At 37.7% G+C, this 22,005-nt stretch carries 15 protein-coding genes; 8 read left to right on the forward strand and 7 right to left on the reverse strand.

The features are described 5' to 3' along the window. The first annotated feature begins 35 nt into the window (after nucleotides 1-35). From alaS to KBP46_RS07880, 6 genes are all read left to right on the forward strand, one after another. Nucleotides 36-2,639: an alanine--tRNA ligase gene (alaS, locus tag KBP46_RS07855; RefSeq protein ID WP_062671236.1), complete on the forward strand. Its 2,604-nt coding sequence runs from the start codon at nucleotides 36-38 to the stop codon at nucleotides 2,637-2,639. A gap of 496 nt (nucleotides 2,640-3,135) precedes the next feature. After that, on the forward strand, nucleotides 3,136-4,611 hold the full coding sequence (locus tag KBP46_RS07860; protein WP_216445070.1) for a PhoX family protein: 1,476 nt from the start codon (nucleotides 3,136-3,138) through the stop codon (nucleotides 4,609-4,611). 65 nt (nucleotides 4,612-4,676) lie between these two features. After that, nucleotides 4,677-6,491, forward strand: coding sequence for a cytochrome-c peroxidase (locus KBP46_RS07865; RefSeq protein WP_216445071.1), 1,815 nt, complete (start codon nucleotides 4,677-4,679; stop codon nucleotides 6,489-6,491). 306 nt (nucleotides 6,492-6,797) lie between these two features. Next, nucleotides 6,798-9,125 (forward strand): hypothetical protein, encoded by a 2,328-nt coding sequence (locus KBP46_RS07870; protein ID WP_228432257.1) that lies wholly within the window; start codon nucleotides 6,798-6,800, stop codon nucleotides 9,123-9,125. Nucleotides 9,126-9,200: 75 nt separating this feature from the next. Continuing rightward, nucleotides 9,201-9,437 (forward strand): hypothetical protein, encoded by a 237-nt coding sequence (locus KBP46_RS07875; RefSeq protein WP_062671616.1) that lies wholly within the window; start codon nucleotides 9,201-9,203, stop codon nucleotides 9,435-9,437. A gap of 8 nt (nucleotides 9,438-9,445) precedes the next feature. Continuing rightward, a complete protein-coding gene (locus KBP46_RS07880; RefSeq protein ID WP_216445072.1) occupies nucleotides 9,446-10,915 on the forward strand; it encodes a M20/M25/M40 family metallo-hydrolase in 1,470 nt (489 codons plus the stop codon). A 678-nt stretch (nucleotides 10,916-11,593) separates the two neighbouring features. On the opposite strand, the gene ilvA is transcribed toward KBP46_RS07880, so the two are convergent. From ilvA to folP, 7 genes are all read right to left on the reverse strand, one after another. Then, a complete protein-coding gene (ilvA, locus tag KBP46_RS07885) occupies nucleotides 11,594-12,856 on the reverse strand; it encodes a threonine ammonia-lyase (RefSeq protein WP_216445073.1) in 1,263 nt (420 codons plus the stop codon). A gap of 11 nt (nucleotides 12,857-12,867) precedes the next feature. Continuing rightward, complete coding sequence (gene ilvC, locus KBP46_RS07890) at nucleotides 12,868-13,914, reverse strand: ketol-acid reductoisomerase (RefSeq protein ID WP_114821206.1); 1,047 nt, start codon at nucleotides 13,912-13,914, stop codon at nucleotides 12,868-12,870. 48 nt (nucleotides 13,915-13,962) lie between these two features. Next, entirely contained in the window at nucleotides 13,963-14,244 is a 282-nt protein-coding gene (locus KBP46_RS07895) for a hypothetical protein (RefSeq protein WP_062671248.1), read from the reverse strand. 11 nt (nucleotides 14,245-14,255) lie between these two features. Then, nucleotides 14,256-15,980 (reverse strand): biosynthetic-type acetolactate synthase large subunit, encoded by a 1,725-nt coding sequence (ilvB, locus tag KBP46_RS07900; protein WP_216445074.1) that lies wholly within the window; start codon nucleotides 15,978-15,980, stop codon nucleotides 14,256-14,258. 6 nt (nucleotides 15,981-15,986) lie between these two features. Next, nucleotides 15,987-17,669, reverse strand: coding sequence for a dihydroxy-acid dehydratase (gene ilvD, locus KBP46_RS07905; RefSeq protein ID WP_216445075.1), 1,683 nt, complete (start codon nucleotides 17,667-17,669; stop codon nucleotides 15,987-15,989). 180 nt (nucleotides 17,670-17,849) lie between these two features. Beyond that, complete coding sequence (gene ilvE / locus KBP46_RS07910; protein ID WP_216445076.1) at nucleotides 17,850-18,722, reverse strand: branched-chain-amino-acid transaminase; 873 nt, start codon at nucleotides 18,720-18,722, stop codon at nucleotides 17,850-17,852. A gap of 373 nt (nucleotides 18,723-19,095) precedes the next feature. Then, the gene (folP, locus tag KBP46_RS07915; RefSeq protein ID WP_216445466.1) at nucleotides 19,096-19,866 is read right to left on the reverse strand and encodes a dihydropteroate synthase; all 771 of its coding nucleotides are present in this window, start codon (nucleotides 19,864-19,866) and stop codon (nucleotides 19,096-19,098) included. A 402-nt stretch (nucleotides 19,867-20,268) separates the two neighbouring features. Between folP and KBP46_RS07920 the strand changes: the two genes are divergently transcribed. Further along, entirely contained in the window at nucleotides 20,269-20,835 is a 567-nt protein-coding gene (locus tag KBP46_RS07920; protein ID WP_062671258.1) for a DUF1599 domain-containing protein, read from the forward strand. A 1-nt stretch (nucleotide 20,836) separates the two neighbouring features. Further along, nucleotides 20,837-21,946: a BT_3928 family protein gene (locus tag KBP46_RS07925; RefSeq protein WP_216445077.1), complete on the forward strand. Its 1,110-nt coding sequence runs from the start codon at nucleotides 20,837-20,839 to the stop codon at nucleotides 21,944-21,946. Nucleotides 21,947-22,005 lie beyond the last annotated feature (59 nt).

A 22,005-nucleotide genomic window follows, 5' to 3' on the forward strand; every position in this document is an offset into this window, starting at 1 on the left:
TCAAAATTTGATACTAAAAAAGCAAAAGCAATACTATGACATCACAAGAGATACGTCAAAAATTTTTAGATTATTTTAAAAGTAAGGAGCATTTAATCGTTCCTTCAGCTCCTATTGTGCTGAAAGACGACCCTACCCTTATGTTTTCCAACTCCGGAATGACGCAGTTCAAGGATTTTTTCCTTGGCTACAAAACCCCTACCGCCCCTAGAATTGCCGATACACAGAAGTGTCTGAGAGTTTCAGGGAAGCACAATGACCTGGATGATGTAGGGAGAGATACTTACCACCACACTATGTTTGAAATGTTGGGAAACTGGTCTTTCGGGGATTACTTCAAAAAAGAGGCTATTGCTTTTGCCTGGGAATTACTGACTGAAGTATACGGAATTCCAAAAGAAAATTTATACGTTACCATTTTTGAAGGTGATGCTTCAGAAAATCTGGACAGAGACCAGGACGCTTACGATTTCTGGAAATCTCATATTTCAGAAGACAGAATCATCAACGGAAATAAAAAAGATAACTTCTGGGAAATGGGTGAAAGCGGACCATGCGGACCGTGTTCGGAAATCCATGTTGACTTGAGAACGCCTGAAGAGAAAGCGAAAGTCTCCGGACTTGAATTGGTAAATAATGACCACCCTCAAGTAGTTGAAGTATGGAACCTGGTTTTCATGGAATTCAACAGAAAGGCAGATAAATCTTTAGAGAAGCTTCCTGCTCAGCACGTAGATACGGGAATGGGCTTTGAGCGTCTTTGTATGGCGCTTCAAGGGAAGTCTTCCAACTATGATACGGATGTTTTCACTCCGCTTATTGCTAAAGTTGAGGAACTTTCAGGTAAAAAATATACCGGAATTTTACAAGACGAAAAGGATATTGCGATCCGTGTTGTGGTAGACCACATCAGAGCAGTTTCCTTTGCTATTGCAGACGGACAATTACCTTCCAACGGAGGTGCGGGGTATGTTATCAGAAGAATTTTAAGAAGAGGAATTTCTTATTCTTACCGATTCCTGGATATGAAAGAGCCTTTCCTTTACAAACTGGTAGCTGTACTGCAGGAGCAGATGGGAACTTTCTTCCCGGAAATCGAAAAACAGGGAAAACTTGTTGCTGAAGTGATCAAAAGTGAAGAAGATTCTTTCTTAAAAACTATTGAAAACGGTCTGATCAGAGTAGAAAAACTGATCCAGCAGACTATTGCCAATAATCAGAAGGTATTACCAAGTGAAGAAGTTTTTGAATTGTATGATACTTATGGTTTCCCTGATGATTTAACAAGAATTATTGCTGAGGAAAAAGGATTAACAATTGATGAAGCAGGTTTCAAAGCTGAAATGGAGAAACAGAAGCTTCGTTCAAAAGCTGATTCTGCTCAGAAAGTTTACGACTGGGTTACTTTGGAGGAAAGAGATGAAAACTTTGTAGGATACGATCAGATTGAATCCGAAACCTATATCACAAGATACAGAAAGGTAGAAAATAAAGACGGAGAATTTTACCAGGTGGTATTAAGCAGTTCTCCTTTCTATCCTGAAGGTGGTGGACAGGTTGGAGACAAAGGTGTTCTTGAAAATGCGGTTGAAAGCTTTGAAGTATTGGAGACTAAGAAGGAAAACGGATTGATTATTTCGTTGATCAATGGTCTTCCAAAAGATGCCGGTGCTGTTTTCTATGCTAAAGTAAACGCTTCCGAAAGAAAAAATTCTCAGGCCAACCACTCTGTAACTCACCTTCTGCACGAAGCTTTAAGAGAGGTGTTAGGAACTCACGTAGAACAGAAAGGTTCTTATGTAGGCCCTGATTATCTTCGTTTCGACTTCTCTCATTTCAACAAAATGACTGAGGAAGAATTAGCACTTATTGAAGAAAAAGTAAATAAAAAGATCAAAGAAAGTATTGCTTTACAGGAGTTCAGAAATATTCCGATTCAGGAAGCTCTGGATAAAGGAGCAATGGCTTTATTTGGTGAAAAATATGGTGACAGTGTGAGAATGATCCAGTTTGGAAGTTCAAAAGAACTTTGCGGAGGAACTCACGTAAAAAACACCAGCGAAATTGGTCATTTCAAGATCACTTCTGAAGGTTCTGCAGCTGCGGGAATCAGAAGGATTGAGGCTATTTCGGGAGACAAATCTGAGGAGTATTTTAACAATCTTGAAAAACAGATCACTGAACTTTCTCAGTTATTAAAGTCTAAAGATGTGGTAAGATCAATCGAAAAACTGATCGAAGAAAATACTTCATTGAAGGCTGAAGTAGATGCTCTTAAAAAGGAAAAAGCAAAAGGAGAAATCGGAGAATGGAAGAATGCTTATGAGCAGAAAGGCAACAAACAGCTTTTAGTAAAGAAAACTTCTCTGGATGCAGGTTCTGTAAAAGACATCGTTTTCCAGCTGAAGAGAGAAATTCCAACTTCAGTAACGATTATTCTTTCTGATGCAGATGGAAAACCAATGATTACCGTTGGAGTTTCTGATGATCTTGCTGCTGATTACCAGGCTGGAGCTATCGTAAAAGACCTTGCTAAAGAAATTCAAGGCGGTGGTGGTGGAAACCCTGGCTTTGCAACAGCTGGTGGTAAAAACCTTGAAGGGTTGGAAAACGCTTACCAAAAAGCTTTGAATATCTAAAATAGAAACCTCTATTATAAATTTTAAACCGCGGCTGTCTCAGAATTGAGACAGCCGCGGTTGTTTTTAGTGCATATCATATTATTTTAACACAAAGTTTTTTCTATATTACTTTATATTTCAAGTGGCAAAGAATGGAATCAACTTCATTGATTCTGACTAAGCGTGTGTACTATTCTTACTTCTCGCAGATGAAAAAATTTGAAAAATTACATAAGCCGGATATAACGCTCATGCTATCATCAATATTTTCGATCGCAAATGCCTTTGCGATCGAAAAAAGCAGGAAATAAAACTTTTGCGTACTCTGCGCTATACCATACTATTCTTTATTCCTAAGATTTCATCACAGTCTTTTTTATTTATACCCGTTCTAATTATTGATCTTATCTTAACAAACCATTACTTAATCTTAAACTATTTGTTTTATCTTTTTAAAACTCAGTTAATACAAGACCTTTAGTTTTGCCATAATCGAAATTCAAAAAATATAATTATGAAAATAAACAAAACTATTGGAGCGCTAGTCTTTGCTTCTCTTGTATTTCAAGGCTGCAATGATGACAACGGTAACTCGGACACTCCTGTCAATGATAAAATCAAACTTGAAAATTTTTCTAAAGAACCCGCTTTCGTTTATGGAATGAAAGATTTTGAAAATTTAAATATAACTACCCTTATTTCCAGTTCTGACGTTCTTCCAGGTTCTCCCGATTTCGTTTTCGGAGGCCAGCCGGACGGAATGGGTCTTATGAAAGATCCAAACTCAGACGGCTATCTGATGATCACCAACCATGAGATCAAGCAATCGGTATCAAGAGTCTATTTAGACAAAACTTTTAAGCCTGTAAAGGGAGAATATATCTTAAACGGAACCGGAGGAATGACAAGATTATGCTCCGCTACATTGGCAACTCCGGAAATTCATGGTTTCAGTGCATTCCTTACCGCCGGAGAATCAGGTGAAGAAAGTATGGTACATGCTTTAAACCCTTTGGCACCAGTGTCTCAGGCAACTGATAAAACAAGGGTAAAACCGGCATTAGGAAAGGCTTCTATGGAAAATGCAGTTCCGCTTCCTAAAGATGTTTCTAACGGAAAAACCTATATCATCATTGGTGAAGACCAGTCTTATTCTTCTTCTCACCAGTCTGCAGGACAGCTGATCATGTATGTAGCAGATACACAGGGAGATCTTGATAACGGTAAGTTGTATTCTTTAAAAAGAACCAACAGCAACTATACTGAAACGGATATGACGAAAGGAAGCAGCTACGACGTAGAGTTCGTAGAAATTCCTAATGCTAAAAACCTTACCGGAGCTCAGATCAACCAGAAAAATATTGACAATAATGCGATCCGCTTTTCAAGAGTGGAAGATGTAGATTACAGAAAAGGAGCTGGAAAAGGAAGAGAAATCTACTTTACCGCTACAGGTGAATCTTCTGACGGTGTTAATCCAAAAGCCGGATTAACCATGTGGGGAAGAGTCTACAAGCTTGTTCTGAACGCCAATAATATGCTGACAGGAAAACTGGAAGTGGTGGCTGAAGGTGATTCTAATCCGGGAAATAATCTGATCAATCCTGACAACTTATGTGTAACTGAAAACTTTGTATACATCCAGGAAGACGGAGATTCTTATTACAAAAATGCCAATCACGATTCTTATATCTGGCAGCTGAATATTGCCACCAAACAATACAAACCGTGGCTGAATATGAGGCACAACAGAGGTGACTCTGCATGGCAGACAGCATACAACCAATCCGGAGATCTGCAGAAGTACGGTTCATGGGAGTTCGGAGCAATGGTTGATATTTCAGACATCATCGGAATCCCTAATACCTTCTCTGTGAATATCCATTCTCATACATGGCAACTGGATAAATTCAAAAATCCTGACGGTTCCGGAATCAACGCCAACAAAGAAGGCGGACAGATTGTAATCATCAGAAACGTAGAAAAATAGTTTTAATTCCTTCATATCCAATTAAAGTATCAATAGAAAATCTCTGTTGATACTTTTTCATACCTATGAATAAGCATTCAAAATACCCGATACTCCTTTTTCTTTACTGTGCAGCAGCGCTTTTTACCCTTTATTACTGTAAAAACGATAAGCAGCAGCCGATATACGAAGATCTTGGTTCTGTCAAAAACAGGATTATCAAAACCAATGTTGATTTCGAAAAGCAAATTAACGAACTGAAAACTCTGGTTACTAAAAACGCTGATGAAAAACTTCTTCAGGAGAAATTCCAGAATATCCGAAAAACCTACAAAACAATTGAATGGGCGGTAGAATACTTCCTGCCCCACTCCGCAAGGTTTATCAACGGCCCTGCCCTGCCTGAAATAGAGATGGACGAACATACGGAAATAGAACCCGAAGGGCTTCAGGTTTTGGAAGAAATGTTGTATCCATATGATAAAGGAAATAAAGAAGAAGTAATCCGGATGCTCAATAAGCTCATCAATAAAAGCAATACCATAGAAACCAACTTTCAGGTTATTACTATCAGTAAAGATCAGGTTTTTGATGCCTTAAGACAGGAAGCTTTCAGAATTTCCAGCCTGGGAATTTCAGGTTTTGACACACCCGTTTCAGGAGTATTTTTAGAGGAAATGCCATCTTCTCTGCAAGGAATAAAAGAAACTTTGGAACAGATCTCCACTGATCGTTCGAAAAATAAAGCCTTAAAAAGTCTTGTGGCAGAGATCAGTTCAGCCATTAATGTACTGAAGAAAAACCCCGACAAAAACACATTTGATTATGTCAATTTCATTCCGGATCATCTGAACAGGATCACAGCTCTGATGCTTGATTTTAAAAAGCAGGAGAACATTCCTGATGTTGACGTAACGACCGCTTTAAACAAAAATGCAGCTACATTCTTTAGTAAAAATGCTTTTAATCCTAATGCTTTCACTCCCGGAAAAGAATACACCTACTCTGAAGACAAGGCAGCTCTTGGACATCAGCTTTTTAATGATAAAATATTATCCAACAGCAATAACCGAAGCTGTGCAACATGCCATATTCCAGAGAAAGCATTTACAGACGGTCTAGCCAGAGCAATGTCCCTTGAAAATTCAGAACTGGCGAGAAATACACCTTCACTCAACTATGCAGGATATCAGCATGGCCAGTTTTGGGATATGAGAAAGGATGATCTGGAAGGACAAAGCTCAGATGTGATCTCCAATAAAGAAGAAATGCACGGTGACCTGAATATCATTCTTGCCAAAATCAATCAGGATAAAAATTATCAGGCCGCATTCAAAAAAATTTATCACTCCCAAAAAACTGAAGTATGGCAGCTTCAGAATGTACTGGCGAGCTATATTCGTTCGCTCGCAAAATTCAATTCAGATTTTGATGAATATATGAGAGGAAATAAATCAGCGATGACAGACAATCAAAAGCGTGGTTTCAATCTTTTTGTGGGAAAAGCCCAGTGTGCCATCTGTCATTTCCTTCCTTTATTCAATGGAACGGTTCCTCCGAATTTCAAAAAAACTGAGCAGGAAATATTGGGTGTGGCAGTAAATGCAGAGAATAAAACATTTGATGCCGATCCGGGAAGAGGAAAATTTCATGAAACAGTTCCTTCTTTGCAGCATTCTTTCAAAACACCAACTCTCCGAAACATTCAAAAAACAGCTCCTTATATGCACAACGGAGGTTACAAAACATTGAAAGAAGTGATGAATTTTTACAACAAAGGTGGTGGAAAAGCTTTTGGATTTAAAGTGGAAAATCAGACTCTTTCTGATAATCCGTTACAACTTACTGATAAAGAAACAGATGATATCATTGAATTCATGAAAGCGCTCAATGATCAATAAAAGACGATTCTAAAACACAAAACAACGAAAAACCACAAAACTCCTGAATCTTAATTGCTAAGGAGTTTTTTTATTTGAAAATTCCTTTAAAATACAGAAAGACTATCTGATCATTTTTTCATTTGTCTTTGTCTTTACAAAGTCCATGAAAACATTAGATTAAATCAATGTTATACTCTGTTAAAAACTTTTTTACAACAATAAATATCATTATTTTTGACGTAGTTTTTTTACATGAAAAGGGGTTTACTGTTATTATTTTTCCTGATCTGCTTTTTGGGGTATTCACAATCAAAAATTAAGGTTGTGGATGACGCCAGTCAAAAGCCTGTCTATAAAGCAAAGGTATCCTGTGACAATACAGTTATCGGATACACCAATGAACAGGGTATTCTGGAGTTTAAAACAGGATGTAAAAATATTGATATTGATGCAGATTCTTATCAGAGAGAAACTATCACAGTTGAGAGCAGCATGGAAGTTTCCCTGCTTAAAAAAACATCAAAGACAACCAATATTGAAGCTGTAGTTATTGAGGATAAAAGTGACCCCAGAGCTCTGGAAATTCTTAAAAAAGTCAATAAATTATTCAAAGAAAACTCACCCAAAAGTTTAGGTTCCTATTCTTACAAATCCTACGAAAAAATCTCTCTTGATATTGATGAGGACAGTCTTTCGCAGTTTAATCAGTATTTTAATGATTTAAATATTTTCAAGAAAAAAAGGGAAAAAGACTCGCTGAATAATATCAACGCAAGAAAAATATTTTCAAAAAGTAAACTCTTCCTTTGGGAAAGAGCTCAGGAGTTTTTGTACTCCAAAAAGTATGGTGAAAAGATCAATATTCTGGACAACAGAATCTCCGGTCTGAAGCAGCCTATTTACGAAATGATCGCACTCCAGCAAAGTAACAGGGATGTTGTTCCCGAACAGATAAAACCCGAAAACAGAGGACTTTACAGATTCTTTCTTTCAGATACGGTTACCCTTGACGGAAGGAAAAACTTTGTAATCCGCTTCCGTGAGGTAAATTACAAAAAGCCGGACAGAAAACGAAAGTATAACGGTGCTATTTATGTAGACACCGAAACGTACGGAATCAAAAAAATCGAGAATTTCAGTAAAAATAAAAACGAAGGAATTATTACCAGTACCTGGGTATTCTACAATAACAAATGGTTCCTTGCCCATGAAAAAGCCAAGCTTAAAATGGGTAAAATGGCCATGGATGACAAAGTGCATGCCGATGATAAGAAAGACAAAAAAAGCTTTGGGACCTATGCTTTCCTTACCTCAAAATATTTTGATTTCGAATCTCCTATTGAAGAAGATCCAAAGGATTTTAAAGGCTATACTTTCTCGGTAAAAAATATTGACGGTCAATCTCTGGACCGCTACAGGACAGATCCCCTTACCGAAAGGGAACAAAATACCTATAAAACCATCGACAGTTTAGGTAAAAAATATAAAATCGACAGCAAAGCACAGATTTTATCAGGTTTACTGAACGGACAGATCAGAGTCGGTTCTGTAGACTTTGCTGTGGATGAAATTGTCAATTATAACTCCTATGAAGGTTTCAGATTAGGTTTAAAAGCCAAGCTGAATGAAAATTTCAACCCTTATTTTTCACCCGACTACTATTTTGCATATGGTGTGAAAGACCGAAAATGGAAGTATGGAATGGGGCTTGATATGAAAACCACACTGGAAAAGAATTCCTTTTTCAGATTTGAAGTGTATGATGATGTAACAGCATCCGGAGAATTCAACCGAAAGATGTGGAATTTCAAGATGAGAATGATGAACTTCGGGAATAATCTGAATAATGACCGGTATTTCCACTTTAAAGGAATGTCATTATCTTACCTGAACGATGTCACCAACGGACTTACCGTTGCTCTTGCCGTAAGAAGAAACACAGAAGAAGCTGAGTTCGATTATCAGTTCAGAGACCGGGGAACATCTTACAGAAACTTCAATACCCTTTTCACCCTGAAATATTCTCCGAATTCTACCAATATTATGACCCCTCAGGGAAAATCTCTGATTGATCAGAAATATCCTGAACTGTATTTTAATTATGAGCAGAGTTACAAAATACTGCAGGGGGATTTTAATTATTCCCGTTTTGATGGTTTGTTTGTTCATAATTTCAAAACACCGATCGGAACTACAGGGTTCCGATTATATGGAGGTCTTGTTCTTGGTGGAGCGCCTATCTGGAAAAACTTTACGATGAACGGACTTGCGTCTCCGGGCAAAGATTTTAATTTTAACCTTACTTCTTATCTTGGGTTTGCAACACTTGAAGGTGGGAAATACTATAATGACAGATTTGTTGCATACTACTTTACGCATAAACTTCCATGGTATCTGAAAAGTTTCGGACACAATGTTTCCAGCTTTGACTTTGTCCTAAGAGGAACTATAGGAGACATGAAACATCCGGAATACCACCAGTTTAAATTCAGAAAACTGGATCACCTGTATCAGGAAGTCGGTGTGGAATGGAACAATTTCCTTTCCAGCTATTTTAATCTTGGGGTATTCTACAGAGTGGGTTATTATGCAACGCCACATTTCAAAGAAAACTTCGCCATCCAATTTAAGCTGAAGTTTCTCGAGTTTTAATACTCTTTCCAATACAAAATCTTTATTTTTGAATCAGAATTCAGAGGTATTCAACGACAATATATAAAAAAGAACATGCAGAAAATCGAAATCAAAGCAGAACAGTTTTTTGAATTATTAAAATTAAAAGACACTCCGATGTGGGAAATTTTCTCACAGATGATCGATGGAAATGAAAAGGAAATTATCTTTTTGGACAATGAAGACAAGATCCTTTTTAATTATATTCTACCTTCTACACAGGAAAAACTGGAAGAAGACAGAAAAGAATTTTCAAAACAGTTTTCAGAGAAACTAGCTGAATTTAATTAAGCAATGTTATGAATAAAAATTATATTTTTTCTCTGTTAAGCCTTTTCCTGTTTACCCTCGGAAATGCTCAGAATTATAAAAAACCTTTAGTTTCTGCTATCAAAGAATCTGATCTCCGCACCGATATGTATCAGCTTGCTGCAGACCAGTTCTGGGGCCGTGAAGCAGGAACTCTGGATGAATTGAAAGTTTCTATGTGGTTGGCTGACAAAGCGAAGGAAACCGGAATGAAACCTGCCGGAGATAATGGAACATTTTTCCAGTTTTTTGATATGTACAGGCATCAGGTGATTCCACAAAGCAGCCTGAAAATCGGAGATACCAGTTTGAAATTATGGAAAGATTTCCTTGTCGCTGAACCTGTAAACGCTTCATTAGATGCTGACATAGTGTATGCCGGAAACGCAGAGCCTGAAGAGCTTGCGAAATTGAATATCAAAGGAAAAGTTCTTGCTGTAAACGCTTCTGACAAGAATATTTCAAAAGATATGACACTTTTTGTAAGAAGATATCCCGGATTTGTAAGAAATAAATATTACAATAAAGCTTCTGAACTGGGAGCCAAAGCCATTATCTTCATCACCGATGATATCTCCGAGCAAAGCTGGGTAGAAGTACTGCCTCAAATGACAAGAGGAAGCTATGGCGTAGAAGGATTAAGAGAAAAAATCACCAATAATATTCCTGTTGTGTGGATCAAAAGAGAAAATGCTGGCTGGGTAAAAAACAATCCTAAAGCTTCTCTGAACCTGATCACTGAAACTTACAAATATCCATCCGTTAATATTATCGGAAAAATTGATGGTACAGATCCTGTTCTTAAAAATGAATATGTTCTGTTAAGCGGACACCAGGATCATGACGGGATCAGACATCCTGTAAAGAATGACACGATCTACAACGGTGCTGATGATAACGCCAGTACTTGTGTTGCCATGTTAGCAATGGCCAGAGCTTACAAAAAACAGCCGGGAAAAAGAAGCATCCTTTTTGTTTTCCATGGCGCTGAAGAAAGAGGATTACTGGGTTCAAGATGGCATGCAGCCCATCCTGTTGTTCCGAAAGAAAAAATTGTAGCCGTACTGAATGGTGACATGATCGGGAGAAATGACAATAATGAAGCTGCTTTATTAGGAGGAAATGCTCCTCACAAAAATTCTGAAGAGCTGGTAAAAATGGCCGAAGATGCCAACAATGAAAGTACAAAGTTCAAATACCTTAAAGATTGGGATTCTCCAAGCCATGCTGAGTATTTCTATTTCAGAAGTGATCATCTTCCGTATGCTAAGATGGGAATTCCTGCAATATTCTTCACAAGTGTACTGCACGATCAGTATCATACTCCGCAGGATGAATCAGAAAATATCAATTACAAAAAGCTGTATAAAATGACGGAATGGATGTACAGAACATCCTGGAAAGTAGCTAATGAAGCTGAACGTCCGAAAGTAATTTCGAATTTTTCGCTTGAAAGATAATTTATAAAAAGAATTATATTTCTTTTGTCTTGAAACAAAAGAAACAAAAATTCAAGACTTAGAAACTTCAGCTAAAAATGAAATCTGTTCTCTAAAAACTCTAAACTCGTGCGGAAACGATCTATGTTTAGAATCATATTTTGTCCCGCACTCAAACAATAGAGTTTTTTTAACGTTCACAGAATTCATTTTCTTAACGCTTCAGTTTCTTATGTCATTTGATATTGCCAGAAACATAAAAGCTTCACAAAAATTGTGAAGCTTTTTTCATCACTGAAGCCATCCTGCTTACTAAATATCGAAGATGTTTTCTTCACTATTCTTAAAAACTTTATTATTCTTAATGGTTCGAAAAATTATTTTTAATCTACTTCTTTTGTCTTGAAACAAAAGAATCAAAAATTCAAGACTTAGAAACTTCAGCTAAAAATGAAATCTGTTCTCTAAAAACTCTAAACTCGTGCGAAACGATCTATATTGAGAATCATATTTTGTCCCGCACTCAGACACCAGAGTTTTCTTAACGTTCACAGAATTCATTTTCTTAACGCTTCACTTTCTTATGTCGTTTGAAATTGACAGAAACATAAAAGCTTCACTAAAATTGTGAAGCTTTTTTCATCATTGTGTTTTTAGAATCTGATTTGTGTACGAAATAATTTAATATTGAATATAATTTTAAATAAGCAAATTCATCAGTGAAGGATCATTGTTCAGATAGTTGACAAAGAAATCATATTGTTTCATTTTATCAATTAAAGGAGTGAAATCTTTGTTTTGTTTTAAAGCAATTCCTACTACTGCGATTCCCTTTTCTTTTGAATTTTTCTGGGTATATTCAAAATAAGTGATGTCATCATCAGGTCCCAGTACATCCATTACAAAGGTTTTCAATGCTCCGGGACGCTGTGGAAATCTGACAAGGAAATAATGTTTTAGTCCTGCATGAAGCAATGCTTTTTCCTTGATTTCTTCCATCCGGGTAATGTCATTATTGCTTCCGCTGATAATACATACTACGTTTTTACCTTTTATCTCTTCTCTATATTTGTCCAATACTGCTACTGAAAGTGCCCCTGCCGGTTCTACAACAATAGCATCTTTATTATACAAAGACAATATGGTTTCGCAGACAAGCCCTTCATCCACTGTTGCCATATCGTACAGGATATCTTTACAGCGTTCAAATGTAATATCTCCCACTTGCTGTACGGCTGCTCCGTCTACAAAACGGCTGATCTTTTCAAGAAGAACAGGTTTTCCCTTTTCAAGGGCTTTTTTCATGCTTGCTGCTGCGGAGGGCTCTACCCCGATAATCTTTGTTTGCGGAGACAAATGCTGAAATACTGTGCAGATTCCTGCTGCCAGTCCGCCGCCGCCGATCGGTACAAAAAGATAATCAACCACACCTTCTGTCTGTTCCAGAATCTCCAGTGCTGTTGTTGCCTGTCCTTCAATAATCGCCGGATCATCAAAAGGATGGATAAATACGCTGTTATGGTCTTTACAAAACCTCATCGCAGCATCTTTAGATTCATCGAATGTGTCTCCAAATAAAACAACATCAATGTATTCTCCACCGAACATTTTCACTTGTTCAAGCTTTTGTCCGGGAGTTGGCAAAGGCATGAAAATCGTTCCTTTCACCTTCATGGTCTGACATGCAAAAGCAACGCCCTGGGCATGATTTCCGGCGCTGGCACAAACAACACCTTTTGAAAGTTCTTCCTCAGACATGGTGGCCATCTTATTATAGGCTCCTCTTATTTTATAGGATCTGACCCTTTGAAGGTCTTCTCTTTTAAAACAAATATTCGACTCATAAATAGCTGACAGATTATTATTCACAGCTAAAGGTGTTTTTACCACTACATCTTTTAATCGTTCCTCCGCTTTATAGACATTTTCTAGAACGGAGGAACTTACTTCCTCTTTCATCATCTGTTTAGTAATTAATTGTTTTCGGGTCTCAGGCTTCGTACCGTCTTACCTGCTTTCCACATTTCGCTTTCTCTCAGTTCTGCAAGTTCGGCTTCCAATTTTTCACGATAATCCGGTTTGCTATTGCTATCAATCGAACGTTGTGCTTCGTTTCCTTTGGCTACATTGTCATACAGCTCTTCAAACAAAGGTGAAGTAGCATCTCTGAAACGTTTCCACCAGTCCAAAGCTCCTCTCTGAGCGGTTGTACTGCAGTTGGCATACATCCAGTCCATTCCGTTTTCTGCTACCAAAGGCATTAATGACTGAGTCAGTTCTTCTACGGTTTCATTAAAGGCTTCAGAAGGGCTGTGTCCATTTTTTCGCAATACATCATACTGAGCGGCAAATATTCCCTGTACAGCACCCATCAAAGTTCCACGTTCTCCAGCTAGATCACTGTAAACTTCTTTTTTAAAGTCGGTTTCAAAAAGATATCCGCTTCCTATCGCAATTCCCAATGCTGTTACTCTTTCTCTGGCTTTTCCTGTAGCATCCTGATAAACGGCAAAACTGCTGTTTAAACCTCTGTCCTGCAGAAACATTCTTCTCAATGAAGTTCCTGAACCTTTAGGAGCTACCAGAAATACATCTACATCGGCTGGAGGAACAATTCCAGTACGCTCGCTGAATGTGATTCCGAAACCATGAGAGAAATACAATGCTTTTCCTGGGGTAAGATGCTGTTTTACTTTCGGCCAGTATTCTATCTGTGCGGCATCACTCAAAAGATAGCAGATAACAGTTCCTTTTTCCAGTGCTTCTTCGATTTCAAATAAAGTTTCTCCCGGTACAAATCCGTCTGCGACTGCTTTATCCCAAGATTTGGAGTTTTTTCTCTGCCCTACAATCACATTAATTCCGTTATCTTTTTGGTTTAAAGCCTGTCCAGGTCCCTGTACTCCATAACCAATCACTGCTACGACCTCATTTTTTAATACTTCCTGAGCTTTTTCCAGCGGAAATTCTTCTCTTGTTACTACATTCTCCTCTACTCCTCCAAAATTCAATTTTGCCATTTTTTTTGATTTTTATTTATTATTGATTGTGATGTTTAATTTTTACACTTAGCTGGCATATTCTACTGCCGTCAGGTATGGATTTCTGTGGTAATGTACTTCCAGAACGTCTACCTGTTTTTCCATTTGTCTGCTGATCTTCTGAACAGAATCTTCTGTTTCTCTGATTACGATCACAAACTTTTTTACTTTTTCTATTTCTGAAGGCCCTACATTGAAGGTCACCATAGAAATTCTTCTTCTTGAAAAAATAGCATTGATGCGGCTGATCAATCCTAAATAATCTTCTGTATACGCTGTAATGGTATATTCTTTATGATCTGTTTTCATCTTTTTTATTTTTAAACTTTATTATTTAATACAATTTCCGAAACACTTTTTCCCTGAGGGATCATCGGAAATACATTGTGTTCTTTTCCTGTCATTACTTCAAGAAGGAAAGATCCTTTGTGATCCAACATTTCACGGAGCGCCCATTTTAAGTCTTCCCTCTCGGATACTTTTTTTCCGGGAATATTATATCCCTTTGCCACCTGAACGAAATCGGGGCTCTGGATATCTACGGAGGAATATCTTTCTTCGTGAAACAATTCCTGCCACTGCCTTACCATTCCCAGATAGCAGTTATTCAGAATTAAGATCTTCACTTCCGGATGATACTGCATAATGGTTCCCAGTTCCTGAATATTCATCTGAGCTCCTCCGTCTCCCATCACAGCAATAACAGGACGGTTTGTTTCTGCATAAGAAGCTCCTATCGCAGCGGGAAGACAGAATCCCATGGTTCCCAGCCCACCGCTTGTGACATTGGTTCGGGAATGTTTGAACTGGGAGTATCGGCATGTCGCCATCTGATGCTGTCCTACATCCGTTACAATAATTGCTTCTCCATCTGTGATCTCATTCAACTCGCGGATAACCTCTCCCATTGTGATCTCCCCTTCTTCAGGGTAGAGCTCCGTATGAATCAGATTGATGCTTTCAATTTCATGACATTTTTTAAATCTTTTATGCCAGTGATGATGTTCTCTTTTTACGATCTTTTCTGTAAGAAGAGGAAGCGTATGTTTGCAGTTTCCCAGAACGGGAACATCTACTTTTACATTTTTATTAATCTCTGCGTTATCAATATCCAGGTGAATAATCTTTGCCTGCTTTGCATATTGATCCAGTCTTCCGGTCACGCGATCATCGAACCTCATTCCGACAGCAATTAAAACATCACATTCATTGGTTAATATATTCGGGCCATAGTTTCCGTGCATTCCTACCATTCCTACCGCTTGTGGATGATGAGTTGGAATAGCACTCATTCCCAGAACCGTCCATGCTACCGGAATTCCTGATTTTTCTGCAAACTGTAAGAACTCCTTTTCAGCTTTCCCCAACATAATCCCCTGTCCTGCGATGATAAATGGCTTTACAGCATTATTGATCAGCTGTACTGCTTTTTCAATACTATCAAAACATGGATCAGGATCGGGTTTATAGCTTCTCAGTGAAGAACATGGAGAATATCCTTTATAATCAACAGACTGCAGCTGGGCATTTTTGGTAACATCAATCAGAACAGGACCTGGGCGACCTGACTTTGCGATGTAGAATGCTTTTGCCAATACTTCGGGAAGTTCATTAGCATCGGTTACCTGATAATTCCATTTGGTAACCGGACTTGTAACGTTCATCACATCTATTTCCTGAAAAGCATCGGTACCGAGAAGATGTTCAAAAACCTGTCCTGTAATACAGACCAAAGGGGTATTATCCAATAAAGCATCTGCCAATCCTGTTACAAGATTGGTAGCTCCCGGGCCGCTGGTAGCCAATACAACACCGACTTCTCCTGAGACTCTTGCTAAGCCCTGTGCTGCATGTACTGCTGCCTGCTCATGGCGTACCAATATATGTTTCAGATTTTCTTTATAATCATAAAGGGCATCATAAATAGGAATAATGGCACCTCCCGGATATCCGAAAACGGTTTTCACCCCTTCCTGAAGAAATGCTTCAAGAATAATCCGGCTTCCGCTCAATTGTATTTCTGTTGATAGATTCAGATTTTCCATATTTTTTTATTGAGTGATTTCGTCTGTTACACAGCCTTCTGCAGCTGATGATACGGTTAATGCATATTTATAAAGCAATCCTTTCTGTACTTTAAGAGCTGGTTTCTGCCATCCTCTCTTTCTTCTTTCGATCTCTTCTTCTGAAACTTTAAGCTGTATGGTGTTGTTGACAGCATCAATTTCAATCAGGTCATCATCGTTTACAAAAGCGATAAGACCTCCTTCATGAGCTTCGGGAGTGATGTGTCCTACTACAAAACCATGAGTTCCTCCGCTGAATCTTCCATCTGTAATCAAGGCTACACTGCTTCCCAGTCCTGCTCCAATCAGTGCACTGGTGGGTTTCAGCATTTCCGGCATTCCGGGAGCTCCCTTCGGACCTTCATGACGGATGACAATGACATCGCCATGCTGTACGGTTCCATCCTGAATTCCTCTGATCAGATTTTTTTCGCCATCAAATACACGCGCTTTTCCTACGAAACGTTCTCCTTCTTTACCTGTAATCTTTGCTACACTTCCTTTTTCAGCAAGATTTCCGTATAATATTCTCAGGTGTCCTGTTTCTTTTACAGGTTCTGATAATGGCTTAATAATCTTTTGAGTATTAAAATCCAGATCGGGAACATCTTCTAAATTTTCAGCTAATGTTTTTCCGGTTACTGTTAAACAATCACCGTGTAATAATCCCTGGTTCAGAAGGTATTTCATTACTGATGGTATTCCTCCGTGCTCATACAGATCCTGCATCAGGTATTTCCCGCTTGGTTTTAAATCTGCCAGTACCGGAGTTTTATCACTCATCTTCTGGAAATCATCCTGAGTAAGCGGTACTCCCACACTTTTTGCCATGGCTATAAAATGCAGAACGGCATTGGTACTTCCTCCAAGAATAACAATCATTCGCAGCGCATTTTCAAAAGCTTTTCTGGTCATGATATCCGAAGGTTTAATATCTTTTTCCAATAGTACTTTCAGATATTTTCCTGCTTCAAGACATTCTTCCTGTTTTTCTTTGCTTAAAGCTGGATTGGAAGAGGAATACGGAAGACTCATTCCTAAAGCCTCTATAGCGGAAGCCATTGTATTGGCTGTATACATTCCACCACATGCACCAGCTCCGGGACATGAATTTTTTACAACCCCATCAAAATCTTCTTCCGTAATTTCTCCTGCAATCTTTTTCCCTAAAGCTTCAAAAGCTGAAACGATATTAAGCTGTTCACCTTTATAGCAACCGGGAGCAATCGTTCCTCCGTACACCATGATGGATGGTCTGTTCAGTCTTCCCATTGCGATGATAGTTCCCGGCATATTTTTGTCGCATCCAGGCAATGCGATTAATCCGTCGTAATATTGTGCTCCACAGATGGCTTCTATGCTGTCTGCAATTACATCACGGCTTACCAGAGAATAGCGCATTCCATCTGTTCCATTACTCATTCCGTCACTTACTCCGATGGTGTTAAAAATCAATCCGGCTAATCCATGATTCCATGTTCCTTTTTTTACGACCTGAGCCAGATCATTCAAATGCATATTACAAGTGTTCCCGTCATAGCCCATACTGGCAATTCCGACCTGAGCCTTATGCATATCTTCTTCTGTAAATCCTATCCCGTACAACATGGCTTTGGCTGCGGGTTGTTCGCTATTTTGCGTGAATGTTTTTGAATATTTATTTAACATACTTTTCCTACATTTTCTATTCTTTTCCTTTTCTTCAAATAGAGTTCTTTACTAAATTTTGATCCAAAACTACATTTTGTAATATTCTTTTCATTTTCATTTTTTCTAAAAACTACAATATTCAATTATTAAGAAAATAGAACCATTCAACTGATAATCAAATATTTAAATTCATAATATTTACAATGACAGAACTCTTACTAATTTTAAATATGCCTGTTGTACTCTCCCACTTGCTGTGTTTTCCCAATCTTTGGTAAAAGGAACATCATCAAGTGAATCAAGGGCAACAATTTCTGCTGCCGTACCACAGAAAAATCCTGCATCTGCACCACGCATTTCCTGTGGTTTAAAAAAGGTTTCTTTTACCGGAATGTCAAGCTCTTTACAGATCTCCATAACGGTTTGTCTTGTGATTCCCGGAAGGATACTTCCTTTAGCCGGAGTATATAAAACCCCGTCTTTCTCATAGAAAACATTGGCACCTGAGCTTTCGGCAACATTTCCGTTTTCATCCAGAACCAGTGCTTCATCATATCCTTTGTCTTTGGCATCCTGACAGGCCAATATGGAGTTTACATAATGTCCGCCTACTTTGGCTTCCACCTTGAAAGCCTTAGGATTAGGACGTTGAAAAGGGGAAGTCATGATTTTCATTTTATCTGCCAGATAGCCGTTATTCCATTCCCAGGCAAGAAGTGACAGATAAGATTTTTGTCCTTTTGAGAGTGACATATTAGGCGAACACGTAACCAACGGACGGATATAAGCATCTGTAAATCCATTACAATCCAGAAGTTCATAGGTAAGTTCTGTAAGCTGATTTACGGAATAATCAAAAGGAATATGCATGAGTTCTGCCGATCTCTTAAGTCTTTCGTAGTGCTCTTTTGCTTTGAAAATTTGAGTTCCATGATCTGTGCTGTAGGATTTGATGCCTTCAAAAACAGAGTACCCATAGTGAAGTGACTGGCTGTAGAGATCTGTTCCGGCATCTTTCGCTTTCATAAATTTTCCGTCAAAGTAGATGGTCGTGTCGTCGTTGTAATACATATTATAGAGGTTTAAAAAATTAGTAAATGGGAATAAAAAAAAAGCCCTCTCACAGTGTGAGAGGGCTCAATATATGTACAGTCATACATGTTCCTTCTCACAGCCGTAAGGGAATAATAATGACGATAATAATTACTGATAATAACTGATACATACTTTTATACTATAAAAAATTAAAAACAAAAAAAACCGTTTCATAGTTTGAAACGGTTTTATATATAATTTAAATTAAAATCTATTTAAAATGCCGTTTCCTTACTGTTGTTAATGACAACAGCAATAATAGAAATGACAATAATATTTTTCTGATTCGTAAAATTCATATTGCAAATGTATAAACTTTTTAATTACTCACAAGTTTTTTTTGCACTTTTTATTTTTTTCGTAAAAACTGGTTCAGTGTTTCCTTCGCTTCAGCCACATCATGAACCCTCAAAATTTTAGCTCCCTGTTCCAATACTTTCATGTGCAGTTTCTGTGTTTCCTCATTGATGTCCAGCGGTGATTTTCCAAGAGGTTTGTAGATAAATGACTTTCTGGAAATACCTATTAAAAGAGGAAATTGTCCGAATCCCAGATATTCAACTTCATGGATCATTTTCATCTGATCTTCTACTGTTTTTCCGAAGCCAAAACCAGGATCAAGAATGATATCATTCACTCCTTTTTCTAAAAGTTCTTTTGTTTTTTTAGCAAAATACTGGTTCACTTCCAGCGTAATATCTTCAAATTTTATTTTATCATGCATGGTTTCATAAGAAGGATTTACATGCATCAGAATGTAAGGCAACCTCGTTTCAGCAGCTCTATCAAACATTTCTGTATCATACTGACCTCCAGAAATATCATTAATCAGATCAATTCCTTCATTAAATCCAAATTTCACTGTTTCTGCATAAAAAGTATCCAGGGAAATCAGGGCTTCCGGAAATTCTTTTTTGATCAGAGAAATCAGATTTCCAATTCTGTTTTTTTCTTCGGAAGCACTTAAAAATTCGGCATTGGGACGTGTAGACTGAGGGCCAATATCCAGTATTTCTGCTCCATCCTTCAACAGTTTTTCAGCATGCTTTAATGCTGATTTTTCATTATTGAACTTTCCGCCATCGGAGAAAGAATCCGGTGTCATATTAAGGATTCCCATGATTTTTGGGGTGTCCAGTTGTACTAAACGACCATTGCAGTTGATTGAGTATGTTGGAGAGCTGGAGGGTTGGAGGGCTGGAAGGTTGGAAAGCATGAGTTTAGTATTGAGAGATGATGATTTATAAATGATAATTGATAATTGATGAATGATTTCTGTGCTGCAAAATTAGTGATTTATGAGTTTTAAAAAGAGATTAAATTGAGGATGGAAGTTGGAAGCTGGAGGCAGGAAGTTAAGTAAGCCCTCTCAAACACTAAAACCCTCTTACTCTAAACCACGGTAACACGAATCCCGAAACCCGAAACTCTAAAACTCTCCCACCCTCTCACTCACAAACTCAGCTCATCAAATTCAAAAATCTAAAACCGAATTCGTATATTTGGAAGATTAAGAAAATTTATGCTAAAAACATCAGTACAGTTCGAGAAAGTTATCAGTCAGTGCCGTGATCTTTTCGGTAAAAAATTACAGGATTATGGTGCAGCATGGAGGGTTTTAAGACCAAGCTCTATTACGGATCAGATTTATATCAAAGTCAACAGGATCCGTACCCTGCAGATGACTGATAAAAAAATGGTGGATGAGAGTGAAGAAGATGAATTTATCGCCATTGTGAACTATTCTATCATTGGACTTATTCAGCTAGAGAAAGGCCTTTCCAATGATTTCAATGAAAATAAAGAAGAAATTTTAGGTCTTTATGATAAGTATGCCAATGAAGCAAAAGCTTTGATGGAAAGAAAAAATCATGATTATGGTGAGGCATGGAGGGATATGAGAATTTCTTCAATCACAGATCTTATTTATCAGAAAGTATTAAGAACTAAACAGATTGAGGACAATCAGGGAAAAACCATTGTTTCGGAAGGGCTTGATGCCAACTATTTCGATATGCTGAATTATGCAGTCTTCTGCCTGATCAAATTCTCAGAAAAAGAAAATCAATTCGAACCCAAAAATATTTAATATGCTCAAAGGTTTATTACGCTTTATTATTGCTGTTATTTTTATCCTTTCAGGCTTTGTAAAAGCCGTGGATCTGGTAGGTTTTTCTTTCAAAATGGAAGAATATTTCGCACCTCCGGTTTTCAACATGCCATTTTTAGAAAAGTTTGCCCTGTTATTTTCCATTATTGTAGTGGTACTGGAGCTTTTCTTAGGATTTATGCTGCTGCTTAAATTAAAGCTTAAATTTACCTTATCCATATTAATTGCACTTTGTATTTTCTTCGGATTTCTTACTTTTTACTCAGCGTATTTCAATGTTGTAACAGATTGTGGATGTTTTGGAGATGCTATCAAATTCACTCCTTGGCAGAGCTTCTTAAAAGACGTTGTACTGCTGGTAGGATTGATTATTTTATTCATCCTTTACAGAAAAGATTTCCGTAAAAAAGATGAATATGGAGTTACTCCGAAAGAGTCTTCCAACACATTTAAATATATCCTTTTAACAGTATTTTCTTTAGGAATGATTTATGTTATGGCTCAAGGAATTATGCATGAACCGATCATAGATTTCCGTGATTATAAAATAGGAACAGACATTAAAGCTGAAAAAGCAAAAATTGATAAAAATCCTTCCGAATATAAAACTTTCTACACATTGAAAAATCAGAAAACAGGAGCTGTTGTAAAAGTAAATCAGGATGATTATATCAAAAAAACAGAATACTGGGCAGAAGGCTCTCCATGGAAAATTGAAGATGGGAAAAATGAATCTGTCCTGATCAAAGAAGGATATAAATCTGAAATTGTAAAATTCAAGATTGAAGATCCTACAGGAATGGAAGTTACCCAGGAAATCATCAACGCACCAAAAGCCGTTCTTGTTTTCTCCTATCATCCAAAAGATGTTCCTGCAGACCTGCTTCAGAAAGTGGAAACGAAAGTAAATACACAGAAAGGTGCTCTTATCTACGGAATTTCTACAGAACCGAATACTTTTAAAACTATCAAAAATGTACTAATGGACGGAACTGCCATCAAAACAATAGCAAGAAGCAACCCATTTGTACTGATTCTTGAAAACGGAAAAATTGTAGACAAACAACCTGCAAAGGACTACGTTGATTAATTATAAATGATGAATTATAAATGATATGTTACGACAGATATTTGTATCAAATTATCAAT

This window comes from Chryseobacterium sp. PCH239 (genome assembly GCF_018924625.1).
Taxonomy (GTDB): domain Bacteria; phylum Bacteroidota; class Bacteroidia; order Flavobacteriales; family Weeksellaceae; genus Chryseobacterium; species Chryseobacterium cucumeris.